The following is a 17,065-nucleotide window of genomic DNA, read 5'->3' as shown; positions in this document are numbered from 1 at the left end:
TCAACGATGCTAATCGTCCCTGGCCCGGGCGATCGGCCACCGCGCAGGCAATATAGGGGGCGTGCGCATCGATCTCCACACCCATTCCACCGCGTCCGACGGCACGGACACCCCGGCCGAACTGATCGCGAAGGCCGCCGCCGCGGGCCTCGACGTGGTGGCCCTGACCGACCACGACACCACCTCCGGCTGGGCCGAGGCGGTCGACGCCCTGCCGCCGGGGCTGACCCTGGTGCGCGGCATGGAGATGTCGTGTGTGGGGCTGGGGGAGGACGGGTATCCGGTGCCGGTGCACCTGCTGGCCTACCTGTTCGATCCGAACGACGAGTCCTTCGCGCAGGAGCGCGAGCGGCTGCGCGCCGAGCGCGTGGTGCGGCTGCGGGCCATGGCCGAGCAGATGGCGGCGGACGGCCTGCCCATCGATCCGGATGCGGTGATGGCCTCGGTGGGTCCGTCGGCGGGTCGCCCGCATCTGGCGCGGGCGCTGGTCGAGGCCGGTGTGGTGCCGACGGTCGACGCGGCCTTCCAGGATCTGCTGGCCCCGCACGGCCGCTACTACGTCGAGAAGGCCGACACGCCGTTGCGGCGGGCCGTCGAGATGGTCGCCTCGGCGGGCGGGGTGAGCGTGGTGGCGCATGCCCGGGCGCGCAAGCGCGGGCGGCTGCTGGCCCTGGACCACATTCGCGAGCTGGCCGAGATCGGGCTGGGCGGGCTCGAGCTCGACCACCCGGACCACAATGCCGCCGACCGCGAGGTGCTGGCCGGTCTCGCGGCCGAACTGGGTTTGCTGACCACCGGCTCCTCCGACTACCACGGCGCGAACAAGACCATCCGGCTCGGTGAATTCACCACCGACCCAACGCAATTCGAGGAAATCGTGGGCAAAGCCAGTGGCGTCCCGGTGATCAGCGTATGAGGGTTGTCCGGGGTCTGAGCGGAATCATCGCGGGGGGCACCGTGGTGCTGGCGGCCACGGTCGTCGGCACCGCGATCATCGGTGTTCGGCGCGGGTTTCCAGGCCCCGGATGGCTGGATGTGATGTGGCATGTGGCCGCGGCGGTGGCGGTTGTTGCCGCCCAGATATATGCGGACCGGCGTCAGGGTTTCACGGCGTTTTTAGGGTCGCTGGTCGTTTTCGGGATAGCCGGATATCTGCTCTGGGCGCAGTGGTGGAATTGAAATACGCATAACGGTTGCGACCGGTTGAACTGTGGTCGAACATTTGTCGATATGACCGAATTCGACGCCGATGTGCTGGTGCTGGGAGGTGGCCCGGCCGGAGCCTGGGCCGCCCTTGCCGCGGCCGCCGCGGGCGCGCGGGTGCTGGTCGTCGACAAGGCCCGGTGCGGAACCAGCGGCCCGACCGCGCGCGGCGGGGTCACGCTGTGGAACATTCCGGCCGGCGAAGCGCGCGGGCAGGCGGTGGAGCAGACCCTCGCACACGGTGGCGGACTCGGGGATCCGGAGTGGATGCACCGGGTGCTGGAGGAGACCCACCGGCGTGTCGGCCAATTGGTGCAGGGCGGCTTCCGCTTCCACGGTGAACACGCCGAGCGCCCGGCGCGGGTCTACCTCGACGGCGCGAAATATCTGGGGCGGTTGCGGCGCAGCATGGTCGTGGCCGGGGTGCGGATTCTCGACCACCATCCTGCTCTGCAGCTCATCACCGACGGCGACGGCGTGGTGTCCGGCGCGTCGGGTGTGGCCTTGCGCGGCGAGCCCCACCGGTGGACCGTGCGGGCGCGCTCGGTGGTGCTGGCCACCGGCGGCTGCGCCTTCCTCTCCGGCGGCGCGGGCACCGATGTGGACACCGGTGACGGGCTGCTGATGGGCGCCGAGGCCGGGGCCGAACTGTCCGGTATGGAGTTCTCCAACGCGTATTCGCTGGCGCCGGTGGCCGATTCGCCGCGGCTGGGCGGGCGGCCCGTGGCGGCGGTGTTCGCCTCGGATCAGGTCATGCATTTCGCCACGCTGTACGACGAATCGCGGGCGGTGCTGTGGGGGCAGGGCTGCGGTTCGCGGGCACAGGCTTTCGCGGCCATCGCCGACGGCCGCCGGGTCTACGCGGCTCTGGATGAACTGCCCGAATCGGTGCGCGCCGAGGTGCTGCGGCTGGGGCCCAGCCCGTCGGGGCACGTGCCGCTGTGCGCGGTGCTGCAGGGCACCGTGCGCGGGACCGGCGGGCTGCGGCTGGCCGGATTCGATTGCGCCACCACGGTTCCCGGCCTCTACGGCGCGGGCGACGTCACCACCCGCGAGCCCGTGACCGGCGCGGTCAGCGGTTTCGGCGGGCAGAACGGGGCGTGGGCCATCTCCTCGGGCGTCTGGGCGGGTGCGGGCGCGGCCGGATTCGCCGCGGCGCGCCGCAAGATCGGCAAGGCGCGGCCGGTGCCCGGCGCGGGGCTGGGCGACAAGGCCCGCTTGGATCCGCGCGCGGTGATCGGCCTGGTGCAGGAGCACACGCTGCCGCTGCGGCGCAGCTACTGGCGCAGCGACGGCAGCCTGCGCGACAGCATCGCCGAACTGGACGGCATGTGGCCGGGTGTCGAATTCGCGCTGGGCGGAAAGGGGCCCGATCGGGTGCGGGCCCGGCAGGCCGCCGCGCTGCTGGCTGTGGCCCGCTGGACCAAGTACTCCGCGCTGGCCCGCACCGAGACCCGCGGCATGCATCGCCGCACCGACCACCCGGGCGCCGGAAGTGACTGGCGGGTACGTTTGCTCTCCGGCGGTATCGAAAACGTCTGGGTCCGGCCCGACCTCACCACGGTCCACGCCCGCCCCGCTTGACAGCTCACCGCGCGGCTCGCGGCCGTGTTGTGACAGTTCTCCGAGTTCAGCTCCCCACCAGCGAGTTTCCGTTCATCCGGGTGTGACGCGGCTGCCTTACCCTTCAACGATGGTGAGGCGACGCGACGGCCCGGGGGGCGATTTGGCAGGCCGTCGCAGGGACTGGCAGAATGATCCGATCCTGGCCGTCGCCACCGCCCGGCCCGGGACACTCGGTGATCATGAACTCCGACTCGTGGGTTCTCACGGGATCACCCCGGCTGTATCGGACACACCCCTCCGGTTCTCGCTCGACGATCTGCGCTGCCGCGACACACTTCCCGCATTGCCGTAATACTTTGTCTTCGTTGCCACGACGAGGTGGCGACGGTTTCCTCGGAAGTGGCGTCGACGTCGCTGAACGCGACTGCGGCAAAAGATATATGAGCACCGAAACCATAAATTCAGCTATTACCGAACGGTAACCGTCAAACGGTTGAGTCCGAACCGATCAGGAGTGAAATCGTGTCACCCGTGACTGAAGCAGTGAATGCCACCGCGGCCCCGTCGAACCTGTCCGACATCACCAAGGAAGAAATCTTCGCCGGGCACCTTGGCGGCAAGCTCTCGGTCGAACTCACCGCTCCGCTGGAGACCCAGCGCGATCTGTCCATCGCGTACACGCCGGGTGTGGCGCAGGTCTGCCTCGGCATCGCCGAGGACGAGTCCCTCGCCAAGACCTACACCTGGGCCGAGCGCCTGGTCGTGGTCGTCTCCGACGGCACCGCGGTGCTGGGCCTGGGCGACATCGGCGCCCGCGCCTCGCTGCCGGTGATGGAGGGCAAGGCGGCGCTGTTCAAGAAGTTCGCCGGGCTCGACTCGATCCCGCTGGTGCTCGACACCAAGGACCCCGACGAGATCGTCGAGACCCTGATCCGCCTGCGCCCGAGCTTCGGCGCGGTCAACCTCGAGGACATCTCCGCTCCGCGCTGCTTCGAGATCGAGAAGCGCGTGATCGAGGCCCTGGACTGCCCGGTCATGCACGACGACCAGCACGGCACCGCCATCGTGGTGCTGGCCGGCCTGAAGGGCGCGGTCGCGGTGCAGGGTCGTGACATGTCCGGCCTGAAGGTCGTGGTGTCCGGCGCCGGCGCGGCCGGTGTCGCGTGCACCGACATCCTGCTGGCCGCAGGCGTTTCCGACGTCGTCGTGCTCGACTCCAAGGGCATCGTGAGCCGGGGCCGCGGCGATCTGAACGAGTACAAGACCGCTCTGGCCGAGCGCACCAACCCGCGCAATGTGACCGGCGGCCCGGCCGAGGCGCTGGCGGGCGCGGACGTGTTCCTGGGTCTGTCGGCGGGCACCATCGCCGAGGAGCTCATCGCGTCCATGGCGCCGGAGTCCATCGTGTTCGCCATGTCGAACCCGAACCCGGAGATCCACCCGGATGTGGCGGCCAAGTACGCCGCCATCGTCGCCACCGGCCGCAGCGACTTCCCGAACCAGCTCAACAATGTGCTGGCCTTCCCCGGCGTCTTCAAGGGCGCCCTGGACGCCGGCGCGCGCCGCATCACCGAGGGCATGAAGGTGGCCGCCGCCGAGGCGATCTTCAACGTGGTCGCCGGTGAGCTCTCCGCCGACAAGATCATCCCGAGCCCGCTGGACCCGCGCGTGGCTCCGGCCGTCGCCGAGGCCGTCGGCAACGCCGCCCGCGCCGAGGGCGTCGCGTAATCGCTCGTTGAGCGAGGAAGGGGCGCTTCGTCGTATGGCGAAGCGCCCCTTTCGTTTATCCCTCGAACGGGGGACGGCGGGTCCGCGAGGTAGCGTGCGGCCATGGATGTGACCAGGTCGCTGGCTCGGCAGTCGCTGTTGCTGGCTGCCGTGGCGGCGGTGCTCGACGGCGCGCAGATGGTGATGTGCGGGGCCTTCGGGCTGGCGCCGGTGCTGGCGACGCTGCTCACCGTGGCCACGGTGGCGGCGGATCTGGCATTGGCCGCGCCGGCGGCCACGGCGGCGGTCGTGGCCGTGGCGCAGGTGGTGGTGAAGGTGTCGGTGGCGCTGTTCGCACACCATTACGCGATCTCGGCACGGGTTTTCGATGTCGGGTTTCTGGTGGCCGGGTATCAGGCGGGGGCCTGGCTGAGCGGAGTGGTGTCGGTGGCGACCGTGATCCTGCTGGCGGGCGGGTCGCTGATGGTGAATCTGGTGGCGACGTCCGGCTCGTTCGATCCGCGGCGGCTGGTGATCGTCTCGATCGGGGCCGGGGTGGTGCCGTGGCTGGTGGGGCGGTACACGGCCGCGCGCGGGGCCTATATCGCGGAGCTGGAACAGCGGGAACGGTTGCGGCAGCAGGAACATCGGGCGGCGCTGGATCGGGCGCTGGCCGATGAGCGCGAGGCCATCGCGCGGGATCTGCACGATGTCATCTCACATCATGTGAGCGCCATCGGTATTCACGCGGGAGTGGCGCGAATGGCGTTGTCGCGCAGCGACGATGCGGCCGCGTCGCGGTCGGTGACGGCGGTGGAGGCGAGCAGCCGTGCCGCCATGGTGGATCTGCGGCGGCAGCTGGATCTGCTGCACGGGCGCGACGACGAGGGGCAGCGGCAGCCCGGGCTGGTCGATATCGAGGACTTGGTGGAGCGGGTGCGGGACGCGGGACTGACTGTGCACGTGACTGTTTCGGGGGAGCCGCCGGTGCTGCCGGAGTCGCTGGACGTCATGCTCTACCGGGTGGTCCAGGAGATGCTGACCAACGCCCTGCGGCACGGCCGCGATCCGGCGGAGCTCGAAATCGCCTACCGGCCTGCGAGAGTCGAGATTCGCGAGACCAATCCCGTCGCCTCCACCGCCGTCAGCGACGACGTGCACCGCGGCCTCGACGGCATCCGCCGCCGCGTCGACCTGTTCGACGGCACCGTCACCCACGGCACCGACCCGACCGGAACCCGTTGGGACATACGGGTTTCCGTCCCGATCGGAGCAGCATGACCATCACCGTCCTGATCGCCGACGACCACACCGTCTTCCGCTCCGGCCTTCGCGCCGTCGTCGACGCCCACCCCGATCTGGAATGCGTAGCCGAGGTAGGTGACGGCCGCGCCGCCATCGAAGCCGCCACCCGCACCCACCCCGACGTGGCCATCCTCGACGTCCGCATGCCCAAACTCGACGGCCTGGCCGCCACCGAGGCCATAGTCGCGGCCGGCGGCACCCGGGTCCTCCTCCTCACCACCTACGACAACGAAGCCAACCTCCACCGCGCCCTCTCCGCCGGAGCCAGCGGCTTCCTCCTGAAAACCCTTCCCCCGGAAGAACTCGTAGCCGCCATCCGAGTAGCAGTCCGCGGCGACGCCGTCATCGACCCCTCCATGACCCGCCGCCTGGCCACCCGCCTGGCCACCGCCATAGCCCCACCCACCGAACCCCCTGAACTCGCCCACCTGACGGCCCGAGAACGCGAGGTCCTCCTCCTACTCGCCGACGCCCGCAGCAACGCCGAAATAGCCACCGCCCTGGGAGTAGGCGAGGAAACGATCAAAACCCACGTCTCCCGAATCCTCGCCAAACTCGCTGTCCGAGACCGCATCCAGGCCGTCGTCTACGCCCACCAACACGGCCTTGTCGGCCCTCACCGGTGAGCTTTCCGAGACGGCGGCGCTATCCGCACGGGTACGGGGTATCGCCGTCGTAGCAGGTGTGGGTTCCGTGCTGGTTTAAGTTGTGGCTCCAGGTGTTGATTTGTTGGCTGAGCTGGTAGTACCAGGTGCCTTGATCGGATCCGATGGGGTTACCGCCACCCCCGTACGACCCGCCGAACACGACATTGAATCCGCTGGAGATCGCACCGCCCAACCCTTGGATCCCGTTCCAGAGCGACAGGTCCCAGCTCGCGGTGGGATGGATCGAGGTGGCGGGAGCCGCGGCCGCTGTGCCCGCGGTCGACAGCATGATGCCCGCGCCGGCAACCGTGACCACGATGCCGGAAATAGCGCGATTTGTCCTCATCGGTACTTCAACTCCTTTGAAAGGGTTGGATATTCGGAAGAATGAACTGGAGGAGCTGGTCCGGCCGTGACCTGCCCCCTACGTCGTCCCGACTCCGCCGGTTGTTAGCGGAGTATTGGCCGGAATATGCGGCGGGCCCGGTCGAATCGACCGGGCCCGGATGGGGGAGTGGTTACTTTCGGTGGCCGCAGGCCTTGTGGTAGTCGATTACTGCCTGGCGGGCGGTCTTCAGGTCTTGGGCGGCTTGGGGGTTGGCTTGGCGCCAGGCTTGGCGTTCGGCTTTGCGTTGGTCCTTGGGGAGGGTTTTGATCTTGGCGATTTCGGCGGCTACGTCGGGGTGGGCGGCGAGGTAGGCGGCTACCTTGGGGGCGGCGTCGGCTCGGGCCGCGGCGGCTGCGGCGGGGCCGCAGGTGGGGTCGGCGGAGGCGGTGGCGGGGAGGGCCAGGGCGATGGCGGTGGCTCCGGCGGCGCCTGCCAGGGTCGCGGCGAGGATGCGTTTCATGGGGTCGAATCTGCCCGGCCCGGCTGAAGATGCGCTGAATCCGTTGCTCATCTTCAGGCGATCTTCAGCCACCTCAGCTCCGCCGCAATGCCTCAACCCGACACCGCCGTTCACTGTTCGCAGCTTGGGCTATCGGTGGAGGTGGAGGCTGAAGCCGGTGCGGCCGGGCAACTCCAGGCCTTCGCGGAGGCGCATGGCGGGCATTTCGTAGTCGCCGTAGTTCTGGAGGCGGTAGGGGATGGGGTCGGTGGTTTCGAGGGTGAGGAGGCGTTCCTGCCAGGATTTGGTTGCGTCGGTGAAGGTTTCGGGGGATAGGCGGCCGGTGCGGTAGAGGACGAAGGGCGGGAGGACCTGCATGCCGGGGTGGTAGAGGATGCCGTGCTGGATGGGGTAGAGGAGGTCGTCGATCGGGCCGTTGATGCCGCGGTCGGAGTAGTGGGATTCGGGGCCGCCCACGGTGAGGGAGAGCATGGCGCGTTTGCCGGCCAGGGTGCCCTCGCCGAAGCGGTCGCCGTAGCGGGTTTCGTTGTGTTCGCCTACGCCGTAACCGAATCCGTAGGTGAAGACGCGGTCGACCCAGCCCTTGAGGATGGCGGGCATGGTGTACCACCACAGCGGGAATTGGAGGATCACCGTGTCGGCCCACCGGAGTTTGTCCTGTTCGGCACGGATGTCGGTGGAGAGGGTGCCGGTCTGGTAGGCGCGGCCGGAGTCGTGGACGGCGTCGAGCGGGGTGGAGGCGGCGGGGCCGAAATCGTCGGCGTCGATGACGGACTTCCAGCGCATCGCGTACAGGTCGCTCACCTGGACCTCGTGGCCCGCGCCGGTGAGGGTGTCCACCGCGATATCGGTGAGCGCGCCGTTGAGCGAGCGGCGTTCGGGGTGGGCGTGCACGATGAAGACTTTCATGTCTGCTCCTCGGGTCGATGTGTCTCGATCCTGTCGAGTTCGGCCGCCGCCGTTCAGGGATGCTTTTTCCGTAGGACCGGACTTCCTGGTACTCGCAGGGCCACCCGGTCGGTCGGTTTCGCACCGGATACTGGAGCGATGGACGATTTGGCCGACTTCCTGCGCACCCGGCGAGCCCGGGTCGATCCGGAAACCGCGGGCATTCCGGTCGATTCGCGCCGCCGCGTGACCGGGCTGCGCCGCGAGGAGGTCGCGCACCTGTCCGGCGTGAGCGTCGACTACTACGTGCGGCTGGAGCAGGGCCGCGCGCGGCAACCCTCGGCGCAGGTGCTCGACGCGCTCGCGCGGGTGCTCGGCCTGGACGAGGTGGAACGCGATCACCTGCATCGGCTGGCGCATCGGAGTGGGCGGGCGTCACGGCCGACATCAGCGGCTCGGCTGCGCCCCGAGCTGCTGCGAGTGCTGGGGCTCGTCGCCGACGCTCCCGCGTTCATCATCGACCACCGTATGACGATCCTGGCCACCAACCGGCTCGCCGACCTGCTCTACGGACGCCCCGCCCAGGGCCTGAACATCGCCCGCCACCTCTTCCTCACCGACGAGGGCCGCGCACTGTTCGCCGGTTGGGACGGCTGCACCCTAGACACCGTCGGCCACCTGCGCCTGGCCGCGGGCCGCCACCCTGACGACCCCGAATTGGCTTCCCTCATAGGCGAACTCGCCATGCGCAGCGAGCGCTTCCGCAAGCTGTGGGCCCGCGCCGACGTCCGCACCCGCACCCACGGCCGCAAGACCTACAACCATCCCCTGGTCGGCCCCCTGGAACTGCACCAGGAGAACTTCGCCCTCCCGGACACCGACGCCGAACTGGTCGTGCTGTCCGCCGCCCCGAACACCGCCGCCCACGACAACCTGTCCCTGCTGGCCAGTCTCGGCGCGACCGCCGAAGCCGAGCCGGAGCAGCTGGCGAACGAGCCTCGCGCCGCCCACTGATTCGGCCGTGAGCCGCCCGGATGGGCCTGGACCTACATTTCCGCAGTGAAATTCGCAGGAATCCGCGATCAGTCGGCGGTAAATGTAGGAATAGGCCCATTTCGGGGGATGCGGAGGATGAACACCGCTCCGGAAGTGCCGAGATCGGGTGCGGCGCAGCTCAGCTCGCCGCCGTGAGCGCGGGCCAGGCCGCGGGCGATGGACAGGCCCAGGCCGGAGCCGTCGGGGCGGTGGTCGCGGGCGGTGTCGAGGCGGACCAGGCGGTCGAAGATGCGGTCGCGGTCTTCGGGCGGTACGCCGGGGCCGCTGTCGGTGATCGTGAGTTCGACTGCGCTGGTGGGTGATTCGAGTGCCGGGACCGTGCGCAGGTCGATCGTGATGACGCCGTCGTCGTGCATGGCCTGGCAGGCATTGGTGAGCAGGTTGGTGAGGATCTGGCCGATACGCTCCGGATCGGCGCTGACCGATACGGGGTCGGTGGCGCCGGGTGCGAGGTCGCCGGTGAGGCGGAAGTCGATGTGCGGGTGGAGCATTCGCATGCGATCGACATGGCTGGTGGTCAGGGCGGGCAGGTCCAGGTTTTCGCGGCGCAATTGGAGTCCGGCGTCGATGCGGGCCAGGTCGAGCAGGTCGTCCACCAGCCGCCCGGCGCGCTGGGTTTCGCGGACCAGGAGGAGCAGCATGCGCTGGCGGTCTTCGGGGTCGGTGTCGGCGGGTTGTTGGAGGACGGCCTCGGCGAGGGAGCGGACGCCGGTGATGGGGGTGCGGAGTTCGTGGGCGGCGTCGCCGACGAAGGCTCGGATCTGTTGTTCGGAGGCGCGAGCTCGGGCCTCGGCGGCGGCGGTGTCGCGCAGGGCGCCCTCGAGGGTGTCGAGCATTTCGTCGAAAGCGGCTGCGGTGCGGCCGAGTTCGGTATCGGTGCGGGACGGGTTGAGCCTGCGGCCGAGGTGGCCGTGCGCGATGTCGCGGGCGAGCCGGGTCATGGTGTCGAGGGGTGCGAGCGCTCTGTGCACGAGTAACCACAGGCCGAGCACGATCACCGCGATCGCACCCGAACAGGCCAGCAGCAGAAGGAATCCCAGCCGGGACTGCACTCGCGCCAGCAGCGGCGTATCGATTTGGAGGGTGAGCCGCGAGTCATTGAGCGTCCCCGGCCCGGCGAGGCGGACGAAGCGGGTCTTGGTGGTGCTGTCCTCCGCCAGCCTGTGATCCAGGCTCCCGTAGCTGCGCCCGTCGGCGAGAACGAGCCGCACCCGCACCGAGTGCGTATCCACCCGTCCGATGAGCTCCTCCGGCGAAACACCCTGCTGCGCCAGCTGTTTCGCCAGTTGGACCCGATCGCTCAGCACGGTGTTCTCGCTGCGCGCCACCACCAGCCCGAACAGTCCGCGCACCAGCACGGCGACCAGCACCAGCACGATCCCGGAAACCAACGCGGCCGTGAGGGTTACCCGCCAGCGCAGCGACACCGTCTTCATTCCACGAGCAGCCTTCATCGCGGCGCCCGCAGCGTGTATCCGAGCCCGCGCACGGTGTGTACGACCCGCTCCCCGTGCTCCTCGAGCTTGCGCCGCAGCGCGCTCACGTGCACTTCGACCAAATTGGTGTCGTAATCCTCGTATCCCCAGACGGCCGTGAGGATCTGGGTCTTGGTGAGCACCCGGTCCCGCTGTGCCGCGAGATACGCCAGCAGCTTGAACTCGGTCGCGGTGAGGGTCAGCGAATGCCCGCCGCGCCATGCGCCGCCCGCGTCGACATCCACCTCGACATCCCCGATCACGATGCGGCTCTGCAGTTTTCCCATGCGCCGCAGCAGCGCCTCGACCCGCGCCACCAGCTCAGTGAGGTCGAACGGCTTCACCACATAGTCGTCCGAGCCCGCGCGCAGCCCGCGCACCCGGTCCTCGACCCCGTCGCGGGCGGTGAGCATGACCACCCCGGCCGCCGACCGCGCCCGCACCGATTCCAGCAGCGCGAATCCGTCCCGTCCGGGCAGCATCACGTCGAGCACCACGACATCGGGCCGGAATTGCGCGAGGTCCTGTTCCAGCAGCCCGCCGTCCGCGCGCCCGAGCACCTCGTGCCCGGCGGCGGACAGCCCGGCTCCCACCGCGGCCCGAATGGCCTCGGCGTCCTCGATGACAAGAATGCGTCCCGGTTGCACCCGGCAATAATGCGGCCCGTGACTGTGAATCCGCTGCGAACCGGGACGTCTCACCCGTCATTCCGGCGCGCTTTTGGCCGGAATCCACTGGAGATCCCGGCCAAAAGCCTGCCGGGATGACCGGGCTGGGGCCGGCCGGGACGTCGGGGCTGGGTCATGCCGGGACGACGGGGCTGGGTCATGCCGGGACGACGGGCTGGGACCTAGTGCGGGACCGCGACGGCGGTGATGAACTCGGCCAGCTGTTTGTCGCTGACGTTCTTGGCGAGGTCCGACTCGCAGATCATGCCGACCAGCTGGTTGCCCTTGCGCATATCGAGCACCGGCATCCGCTTGACCTGGTTCTGCTCCATGACGTCGAGGACGGTGTTCATATCGGTGTCGACGTCCACCGACCACACGCGCCCCTGGGCCAGATCGCCCGCGCGCACGCGGCTCGGATCGTGTCCCATGGCCACGCAGTTCACCACGATGTCACGGTCGGTGAGCATGCCGATCAGCTGTTCGCCGTCGCAGATGGGGAGTGCGCCGACGTCCATATTGCGCATGACCTGGGCGGCGCGGTCCAGGGTTTCATCGGCGGGGATACATTCCGCGCTCCGGTGCATGATGTCGCGAGCCTTCACTGCGGACCTCCTGTCTCGGATGGGTATGCCAGGAGACATCGTGACCCCGATCACAGTCAAAGGTCAATGCGGCTGTTTCAAACCCGGCCCGCCACCGGGGGATCAGGCGCGGCCCGTCACCTTGCGGAGCCGACCGGTCCCCGGCACGCTCAGCCAGACCACGAAGGCCAGCAGCCCGTCCAGCGCCAACGCCAGCGCGGCCACCAGGATCGCGCCGACCAGCACCTTGTCGTAGCGGTACAGGCTGATGCCGTCGAAGATGTAGCGGCCCAGCCCACCGAGATTCACGTAGGCGGCAATGGTCGCGGTGGCCACCACCTGCAGGGTCGCCGCGCGCAACCCGCTCAGCAGCACCGGCAGCGAGTTGGGCAGCTCGACCTGGAACAGCACCCGCGGCTCGCTCATGCCCATGGCCCGCGAGGAATCGACCACCAGCGGATCCACATTCGCGATCCCGGCGTAGGCACCGGCCAGCAGCGGCGGAATCCCGACGGTCAGCAGCGCCAGCAGCGGCGGTGTCAGGCCCAGTCCCATGAGCAGCACCACGAACGTGAGCACGCCCAGGGTCGGCAGCGCGCGCATGGAGTTCGCGAATCCCACGATGAGTGCCGACCCGCGCCGGGTGTGCCCGATCAAGAGCCCGATCGGTACCGCGATCACCGCCGAGAGCCCCACGGCCAGCACGCTGTAGTACAGGTGCTCGAGCAGCCGCCGCCCGATCCCGGTGGGCCCGGACCAGTTCGCGCCGTCGGTGAGGAAATGCCAGGCGTCGAGGAAAAGGTTCATGCCGCACGACCTTTCAGCCACGGCGTCGCGAATCTGCCCAGCACATACAGCAATCGGTCCACGATCAACGCCAGCACCAGCACGACGATGATGCCCGCGATGATCTCGTCGGGATAGTCGCGCTGATACCCCTGCGTGAACAGCTTGCCCAGCCCGCCCACGCCGATCAGCGCGCCAACGGTCACCATCGAGATATTGGTGACGGCGACGACGCGCAGGTTGGCGATGAAAACCGGTAGGGCGAGCGGAAAGTCGACGGTGAGCACCCGCCGCAGCCGGGTGTACCCGATGGCGTCGGCGGCCTCGAGGGTCTCCGATGGCACCGAATCCAGCGCCGTCGGCACGGCCGTCACCAGCAGCGCCACCGAGTAGATGGTCAGCGCGATAACGACATTCAGCGGATCGATGACGCCGATGTTCAGCAACGGCGGCAGGATGACGAACAGCGCCAGCGACGGAATCGTGTACGCGATGCTCGCGACCGTGGTGGTGACCCGCCGCAGCCAGCGCGCCCGATGCGCGAGCGCCCCCGCCGGCACCGCGATGGCCAGCCCCAGCAGCAGCGGCACCAACGCCAGATACAGATGCGTGCGCGCGTATCCCGCGATCTCGTCGAAATTGTCGATGAGGTACCTCACCGGGACTCCTCGAAGAAGACCCGGTTGCGTTCGGCGTCCTCGGCGGTGCGCTGGCGGTGCAGTTGTTCGAGCACGTCGCGAGCGTAGATAGCGCCGCGCACCGCGCCGGAATCATCCACGGCCACACCGATTTCCGAGGGGGAGGAGATGGTGGCGTCGAGGGCCTGGCGCAGATCGCCGCCGGGCGGGAAGAGGGAGCCGCCGGCGGCCACGCTGTCGGCCAGCGGGTGTCCGGCGCGAACACCCTCCACGCCGGTGGTGTCGATCCAGCCGACGGGCTTCTTGGCGTCGTTGATGACGAGCCGCCATTCGCCCTTTTCGAGGCGGATGTCGTGGACCTCGTCCGGCGTCACGGTCGAAAGCTCGTGCAGCGGAACGGTATCCGCGGGCCGGAAGGACAGCTCCCGGTACCCGCGGTCGCGGCCGACGAATCCGGCCACGAAGTCGGTGGCGGGCTGGGCGAGTACGGTCTGCGGGACATCGTATTGCTGCAGGTAGCCGCCCGGCCCGAAGACGGCGATGTGATCGCCGAGCTTGATGGCCTCGTCGATATCGTGGGTCACGAAGACGATGGTCTTGTGCAATTCGGCCTGCAGCCGCAGCATTTCGACCTGCAGTTCGGTGCGCACCACCGGGTCGACGGCGCTGAACGGTTCGTCCATGAGCAGGATCGGCGGATCCGCCGCCAGCGCGCGGGCCACACCCACGCGCTGCTGCTGACCGCCGGACAGCTGCGACGGATACCGTTGCGCCAGACCGCGATCCAGTCCGACCCGGTCCATGACCTCCAGCGCCGCCTTGCGCGCCGCGCTGCGCGACTGCCCGCGCAGCACCGGCACCGTGGCCACATTGTCGACCACGGTCCGGTGCGGCAGCAGTCCCGCGTTCTGGATCACGTACCCGATCCCGAGCCGCAGCTTCACCGGGTCGATCCGCGAAATATCCTGCCCGCCAACGGTGATGGTCCCCGCCGTCGGGCTGATCATGCGGTTGATCATCCGCATGGAGGTGGTCTTGCCGCAGCCGGAGGGCCCGACGAACACGGTGAACGACCCGGATTCGATGCGCAGGTCGAGGTGGTGGACGGCGGTGGTGCCGTCCGGGTACGTCTTGCTGACGCCGCTGAATTCGATGTCGGACACCGTGCTTTTGCCTTCCCTTAGGCGATCGGCTTGTCGAGTCCCTGCGCGCTCACCCACTGCTTGGCGGCCGCGGCGGGCTCGGTCTTGGCGGTGCCGGAGACGGCGGTGTTCAGCGAGATCAGTTCGGCCGTGGACAGTTTCGCCGAGACCGCGTTGAGCACCTTGGTCAGCTTGTCGCTCTTCTTGGCGGCGTTGTAGAGCGGCACCACGTTCTGCGGCGGGAAGTTGTGCTTGGGATCGGTCAGCACCACCAGGTTGTTGGCGACGATGGCCGGCGAGGTGGTGAAGATGTCGGCCGCGGTGACCTGGCCGTCGACCAGCGCCTTCACCGTGGCGGGGCCGCCGCCGTCGGCGATCGGCACGAAGTTAGCGGTCGGGATGTCGAGGCCGTAGTTCTTCTTCAGGCCCGGCAGCCCGCCCGGCCGCTCGGAGAACTCCGCCGGCGCGGCCAGTTTCACCTCGGCCGCATGCGGGGCCAGGTCGGCGATGCTCTTCAGGTTCCACTTGTCGGCGGTGGCCTTGGTGACCACGACCGCGTCGGAGTCCTCACCGGGCGCGGGGGTGCCGATGGCGAGCTTGTCGCCGAGCGCCTTGGTCAGCGCGGCGTTCACCTCGTCGGGCGAGGTCGCGGTGGACGACTTGTCCAGGTACTGCAGCAGGTTGCCGGTGTAATCCGGAATCAGCGAGATGGAGCAGTCCTTCAGCGCGGGCACGTACGCCTCGCGGCTGCCGATATTGAGCTTGGTGTCGATGCCGAAGCCGTTGGCGCGCAGCGCTTCCGCGTACACGTCGGCGACGGTCTCGGATTCCGGGAAGTTGGCCGAGCCGACGGTGAGCTTATTGGTGTCGCCGCCGCAGTCGCCCCCGCTGCTGAGCGGGTTGGACGAGCTGCCGCCACAGGCGGACAGCGCCATGGCCGCGGCCAGCGCGACCGACGCGGCGAGAATCCTGAGTACTGTCCGGGAGATGCGCCTGCCGTCGGCGCGCGTGGTGATGAGCGAGTGCACTGTCGTCCTTCCGAGCGGGGTGCCTGCGGCGGGCGGGGCGAAGATCACCCCGAAACAGACCTAACTGTCCATATTGCCCGGGTGTTCCCGTGAACGTTGCCTACCTGTGGTCGGTTTCGCTCATTTGGCCGATCCGGTCGAGTCATATTGCTCATCGCCCGTATTTTGATAGGCACTGTCACCCTGCGGAAGAACTGCGATCACTCTGCGGCAGACTGTTGCGCGTGTCCGCCGCAACAGCCTCCCTCGCGCGCCGCCTGACGCGGCCACTGCTGGTCATCATGGTGGCGGCGGTCGCCGTCGCCTGCGGAAGCAAGGACTCCAGGCCGGTTTTGACGGTCGGCGCCGGGGATTCGGCGGAGTCGATGATGATCGCCGAGATCTATGCCGGGGCGCTGGCGCGGACCGGGCTGCACACGCGGACCAAGGAGCGCATGGGGCAGCGCACGGAGTTGCTGGCGGGGCTGGACTCGGATTCCATCGCGCTGTTCGGGGACGTCAGCGGGGATCTGCTGGCCGCGCTGGACACGACGTCGATGGTCACCAAGCCGGACGCGGTCAATGCGGCACTGTCCAAGGCGCTTCCGGAGGGCGTGGTCGATTCCGATCCGGCCGACGGGACCGATCTGCGGCCCACCGTGGTCGCTCCCGCCTCCCGGCCCGCGGACTTCCCGTCCTCGCTGAAGGATCTGGGGCCGCGCTGTGAGGAGATCACCATCGGCATCACCACCGGGCCGCCGCTGGACGCCCTGCGCGCGCCGCTGGATCCCATCCGCGACGTACTGAACCCCCTGCGCAACGCCTATCACTGCGAGTTCGCGCACGCCGTGACCTTCACGACCGATGCCACGCTGCGAAAGGCCCTCTCCGACGGCGAGATCCAGCTCGCGGTGCTGGCCGGGCCGCCCTCGTTCCTGCCGGACGGCGGTGCGGACCTGACCTCGCTCGCCGATCCGGACTACGCGTTCCGGGCGGCCAGCGTGCTGCCGGTCATGCGCAAGGCCGCGCTCACCGATCAGCAGATCCGCAAACTCAATTACGTCGCAGGCGAACTCACCACTACCGATCTGGCCGACATGATCCACCAGGTTCGCGACCAGCACGCGGTGCCGGCGTCGGTGGCGCGCGACTGGCTCGACGCGCACTCGCTGTAGCCGAGAAGGGCCCGCGCGCCTTCGATCTCGGTCCGCCGCCCGCACGGGGCGAGTAGTCTGATTTGTCGTTCATGCCGTTCCGTCGCCCAGGGAGGCCGAGGCATGTCGAATCGGATCACTTTATCCAAATCCCTTGCGCTGTGCGCACTTACGTTGGCCGTGCTCGCCGGGTGCGGGGTGTCGGGCAAGGAACCCAAGACCACCCATCAAACCGGCACCCCGGCCGCCGCCGCAGACACCGCGCTGGTGCAGGCCGTCACCGACGTCTATCAGAAGTTCTTCGACGGCAGCACCTCCGCTGATCAGAAGATCGCCCTGCTCGAGAACGGGCAGGCCTTCGCCGACACCATCAAGGCACAGGCGGATTCAC

The 17,065-nt window shown here is 68.7% G+C and carries 19 protein-coding genes; 9 read left to right on the top strand and 10 right to left on the bottom strand.

Features of this window, described 5'->3' with window-relative positions; translation table 11 throughout:
* Positions 1–61: 61 nt before the first annotated feature.
* From ON43_RS27560 to ON43_RS27535, 6 genes are all read left to right on the top strand, one after another.
* Positions 62–916 carry a PHP domain-containing protein gene (locus tag ON43_RS27560; protein ID WP_040812106.1) on the top strand — a complete coding sequence of 285 codons (855 nt, stop codon included), beginning with the start codon at positions 62–64 and terminating at the stop codon, positions 914–916.
* A complete protein-coding gene (locus ON43_RS27555; RefSeq protein WP_051179346.1) occupies positions 913–1,179 on the top strand; it encodes a hypothetical protein in 267 nt (88 codons plus the stop codon). The genes ON43_RS27560 and ON43_RS27555 overlap by 4 nt, the downstream gene beginning before the upstream one ends.
* 51 nt (positions 1,180–1,230) lie before the next feature.
* On the top strand, positions 1,231–2,787 hold the full coding sequence (locus ON43_RS27550; protein WP_040812102.1) for an FAD-dependent oxidoreductase: 1,557 nt from the start codon (positions 1,231–1,233) through the stop codon (positions 2,785–2,787).
* A gap of 504 nt (positions 2,788–3,291) precedes the next feature.
* A complete protein-coding gene (locus ON43_RS27545) occupies positions 3,292–4,497 on the top strand; it encodes an NAD(P)-dependent malic enzyme (protein ID WP_040812100.1) in 1,206 nt (401 codons plus the stop codon).
* Between the two features lie 102 nt (positions 4,498–4,599).
* Positions 4,600–5,757, top strand: a complete 1,158-nt coding sequence (locus ON43_RS27540; RefSeq protein WP_040812099.1) for a sensor histidine kinase — start codon at positions 4,600–4,602, stop codon at positions 5,755–5,757.
* On the top strand, positions 5,754–6,407 hold the full coding sequence (locus ON43_RS27535) for a response regulator (protein WP_040812097.1): 654 nt from the start codon (positions 5,754–5,756) through the stop codon (positions 6,405–6,407). Before ON43_RS27540 ends, ON43_RS27535 begins: the two co-directional genes overlap by 4 nt.
* 19 nt (positions 6,408–6,426) lie before the next feature.
* Here ON43_RS27535 and ON43_RS27530 read toward each other — a convergent pair whose 3' ends face one another.
* The 3 genes from ON43_RS27530 to ON43_RS27520 all read right to left on the bottom strand — a co-directional run bounded on the left by ON43_RS27530 (position 6,427) and on the right by ON43_RS27520 (position 8,185).
* Positions 6,427–6,774, bottom strand: a complete 348-nt coding sequence (locus ON43_RS27530; protein ID WP_157514213.1) for a hypothetical protein — start codon at positions 6,772–6,774, stop codon at positions 6,427–6,429.
* Between the two features lie 172 nt (positions 6,775–6,946).
* Positions 6,947–7,276, bottom strand: coding sequence for a hemophore-related protein (locus ON43_RS27525; RefSeq protein WP_040812094.1), 330 nt, complete (start codon positions 7,274–7,276; stop codon positions 6,947–6,949).
* Positions 7,277–7,405: 129 nt separating this feature from the next.
* Positions 7,406–8,185 (bottom strand): NAD(P)H-dependent oxidoreductase, encoded by a 780-nt coding sequence (locus ON43_RS27520; protein ID WP_040812093.1) that lies wholly within the window; start codon positions 8,183–8,185, stop codon positions 7,406–7,408.
* A gap of 138 nt (positions 8,186–8,323) precedes the next feature.
* Between ON43_RS27520 and ON43_RS27515 the strand changes: the two genes are divergently transcribed.
* On the top strand, positions 8,324–9,178 hold the full coding sequence (locus ON43_RS27515) for a helix-turn-helix transcriptional regulator (protein WP_040812091.1): 855 nt from the start codon (positions 8,324–8,326) through the stop codon (positions 9,176–9,178).
* A gap of 68 nt (positions 9,179–9,246) precedes the next feature.
* Here ON43_RS27515 and ON43_RS27510 read toward each other — a convergent pair whose 3' ends face one another.
* The 7 genes from ON43_RS27510 to ON43_RS27480 form a co-directional block, all read right to left on the bottom strand.
* On the bottom strand, positions 9,247–10,656 hold the full coding sequence (locus ON43_RS27510) for a sensor histidine kinase (RefSeq protein ID WP_051179345.1): 1,410 nt from the start codon (positions 10,654–10,656) through the stop codon (positions 9,247–9,249).
* Positions 10,657–10,670: 14 nt separating this feature from the next.
* On the bottom strand, positions 10,671–11,342 hold the full coding sequence (locus ON43_RS27505; RefSeq protein ID WP_040812089.1) for a response regulator transcription factor: 672 nt from the start codon (positions 11,340–11,342) through the stop codon (positions 10,671–10,673).
* Between the two features lie 203 nt (positions 11,343–11,545).
* Positions 11,546–11,968: a CBS domain-containing protein gene (locus ON43_RS27500; protein WP_245568775.1), complete on the bottom strand. Its 423-nt coding sequence runs from the start codon at positions 11,966–11,968 to the stop codon at positions 11,546–11,548.
* A gap of 102 nt (positions 11,969–12,070) precedes the next feature.
* Positions 12,071–12,754, bottom strand: coding sequence for an ABC transporter permease (locus ON43_RS27495; RefSeq protein ID WP_040812088.1), 684 nt, complete (start codon positions 12,752–12,754; stop codon positions 12,071–12,073).
* Positions 12,751–13,392: an ABC transporter permease gene (locus ON43_RS27490; protein WP_040812086.1), complete on the bottom strand. Its 642-nt coding sequence runs from the start codon at positions 13,390–13,392 to the stop codon at positions 12,751–12,753. Before ON43_RS27490 ends, ON43_RS27495 begins: the two co-directional genes overlap by 4 nt.
* On the bottom strand, positions 13,389–14,534 hold the full coding sequence (locus tag ON43_RS27485; RefSeq protein ID WP_040812084.1) for an ABC transporter ATP-binding protein: 1,146 nt from the start codon (positions 14,532–14,534) through the stop codon (positions 13,389–13,391). The genes ON43_RS27490 and ON43_RS27485 overlap by 4 nt, the downstream gene beginning before the upstream one ends.
* A 17-nt stretch (positions 14,535–14,551) precedes the next feature.
* The gene (locus ON43_RS27480; RefSeq protein ID WP_083913770.1) at positions 14,552–15,448 is read right to left on the bottom strand and encodes an ABC transporter substrate-binding protein; all 897 of its coding nucleotides are present in this window, start codon (positions 15,446–15,448) and stop codon (positions 14,552–14,554) included.
* A 317-nt stretch (positions 15,449–15,765) separates the two neighbouring features.
* Between ON43_RS27480 and ON43_RS27475 the strand changes: the two genes are divergently transcribed.
* Positions 15,766–16,695, top strand: a complete 930-nt coding sequence (locus tag ON43_RS27475) for a glycine betaine ABC transporter substrate-binding protein (RefSeq protein ID WP_051179344.1) — start codon at positions 15,766–15,768, stop codon at positions 16,693–16,695.
* Positions 16,696–16,797: 102 nt separating this feature from the next.
* A partial coding sequence (locus ON43_RS27470; RefSeq protein ID WP_505779153.1) for an MTB12 C-terminal domain-containing protein occupies positions 16,798–17,065 on the top strand: 268 nt, incomplete at its 3' end.

Origin of the sequence: Nocardia concava NBRC 100430 (assembly GCF_000308815.1) — a bacterium.
In the GTDB taxonomy this organism is placed as follows: Bacteria; Actinomycetota; Actinomycetes; order Mycobacteriales; family Mycobacteriaceae; genus Nocardia; species Nocardia concava.
The sequence above is the reverse complement of the archived record's forward strand: the minus strand, read 5'-3'. Positions and strand labels throughout refer to the sequence as shown.

Coding starts and splice junctions, on each gene's coding strand:
- ON43_RS27555 (WP_051179346.1), top strand. CDS start 913: ATGAGGGTTGTCCGGGGTCTGAGCGGAATCATCGCGGGGGGCACCGTG.
- ON43_RS27550 (WP_040812102.1), top strand. CDS start 1,231: ATGACCGAATTCGACGCCGATGTGCTGGTGCTGGGAGGTGGCCCGGCC.
- ON43_RS27540 (WP_040812099.1), top strand. CDS start 4,600: ATGGATGTGACCAGGTCGCTGGCTCGGCAGTCGCTGTTGCTGGCTGCC.
- ON43_RS27535 (WP_040812097.1), top strand. CDS start 5,754: ATGACCATCACCGTCCTGATCGCCGACGACCACACCGTCTTCCGCTCC.
- ON43_RS27530 (WP_157514213.1), bottom strand. CDS start 6,774: ATGAGGACAAATCGCGCTATTTCCGGCATCGTGGTCACGGTTGCCGGC.
- ON43_RS27525 (WP_040812094.1), bottom strand. CDS start 7,276: ATGAAACGCATCCTCGCCGCGACCCTGGCAGGCGCCGCCGGAGCCACC.
- ON43_RS27520 (WP_040812093.1), bottom strand. CDS start 8,185: ATGAAAGTCTTCATCGTGCACGCCCACCCCGAACGCCGCTCGCTCAAC.
- ON43_RS27515 (WP_040812091.1), top strand. CDS start 8,324: ATGGACGATTTGGCCGACTTCCTGCGCACCCGGCGAGCCCGGGTCGAT.
- ON43_RS27510 (WP_051179345.1), bottom strand. CDS start 10,656: ATGAAGACGGTGTCGCTGCGCTGGCGGGTAACCCTCACGGCCGCGTTG.
- ON43_RS27495 (WP_040812088.1), bottom strand. CDS start 12,754: ATGAACCTTTTCCTCGACGCCTGGCATTTCCTCACCGACGGCGCGAAC.
- ON43_RS27480 (WP_083913770.1), bottom strand. CDS start 15,448: ATGGCGCTGTCCGCCTGTGGCGGCAGCTCGTCCAACCCGCTCAGCAGC.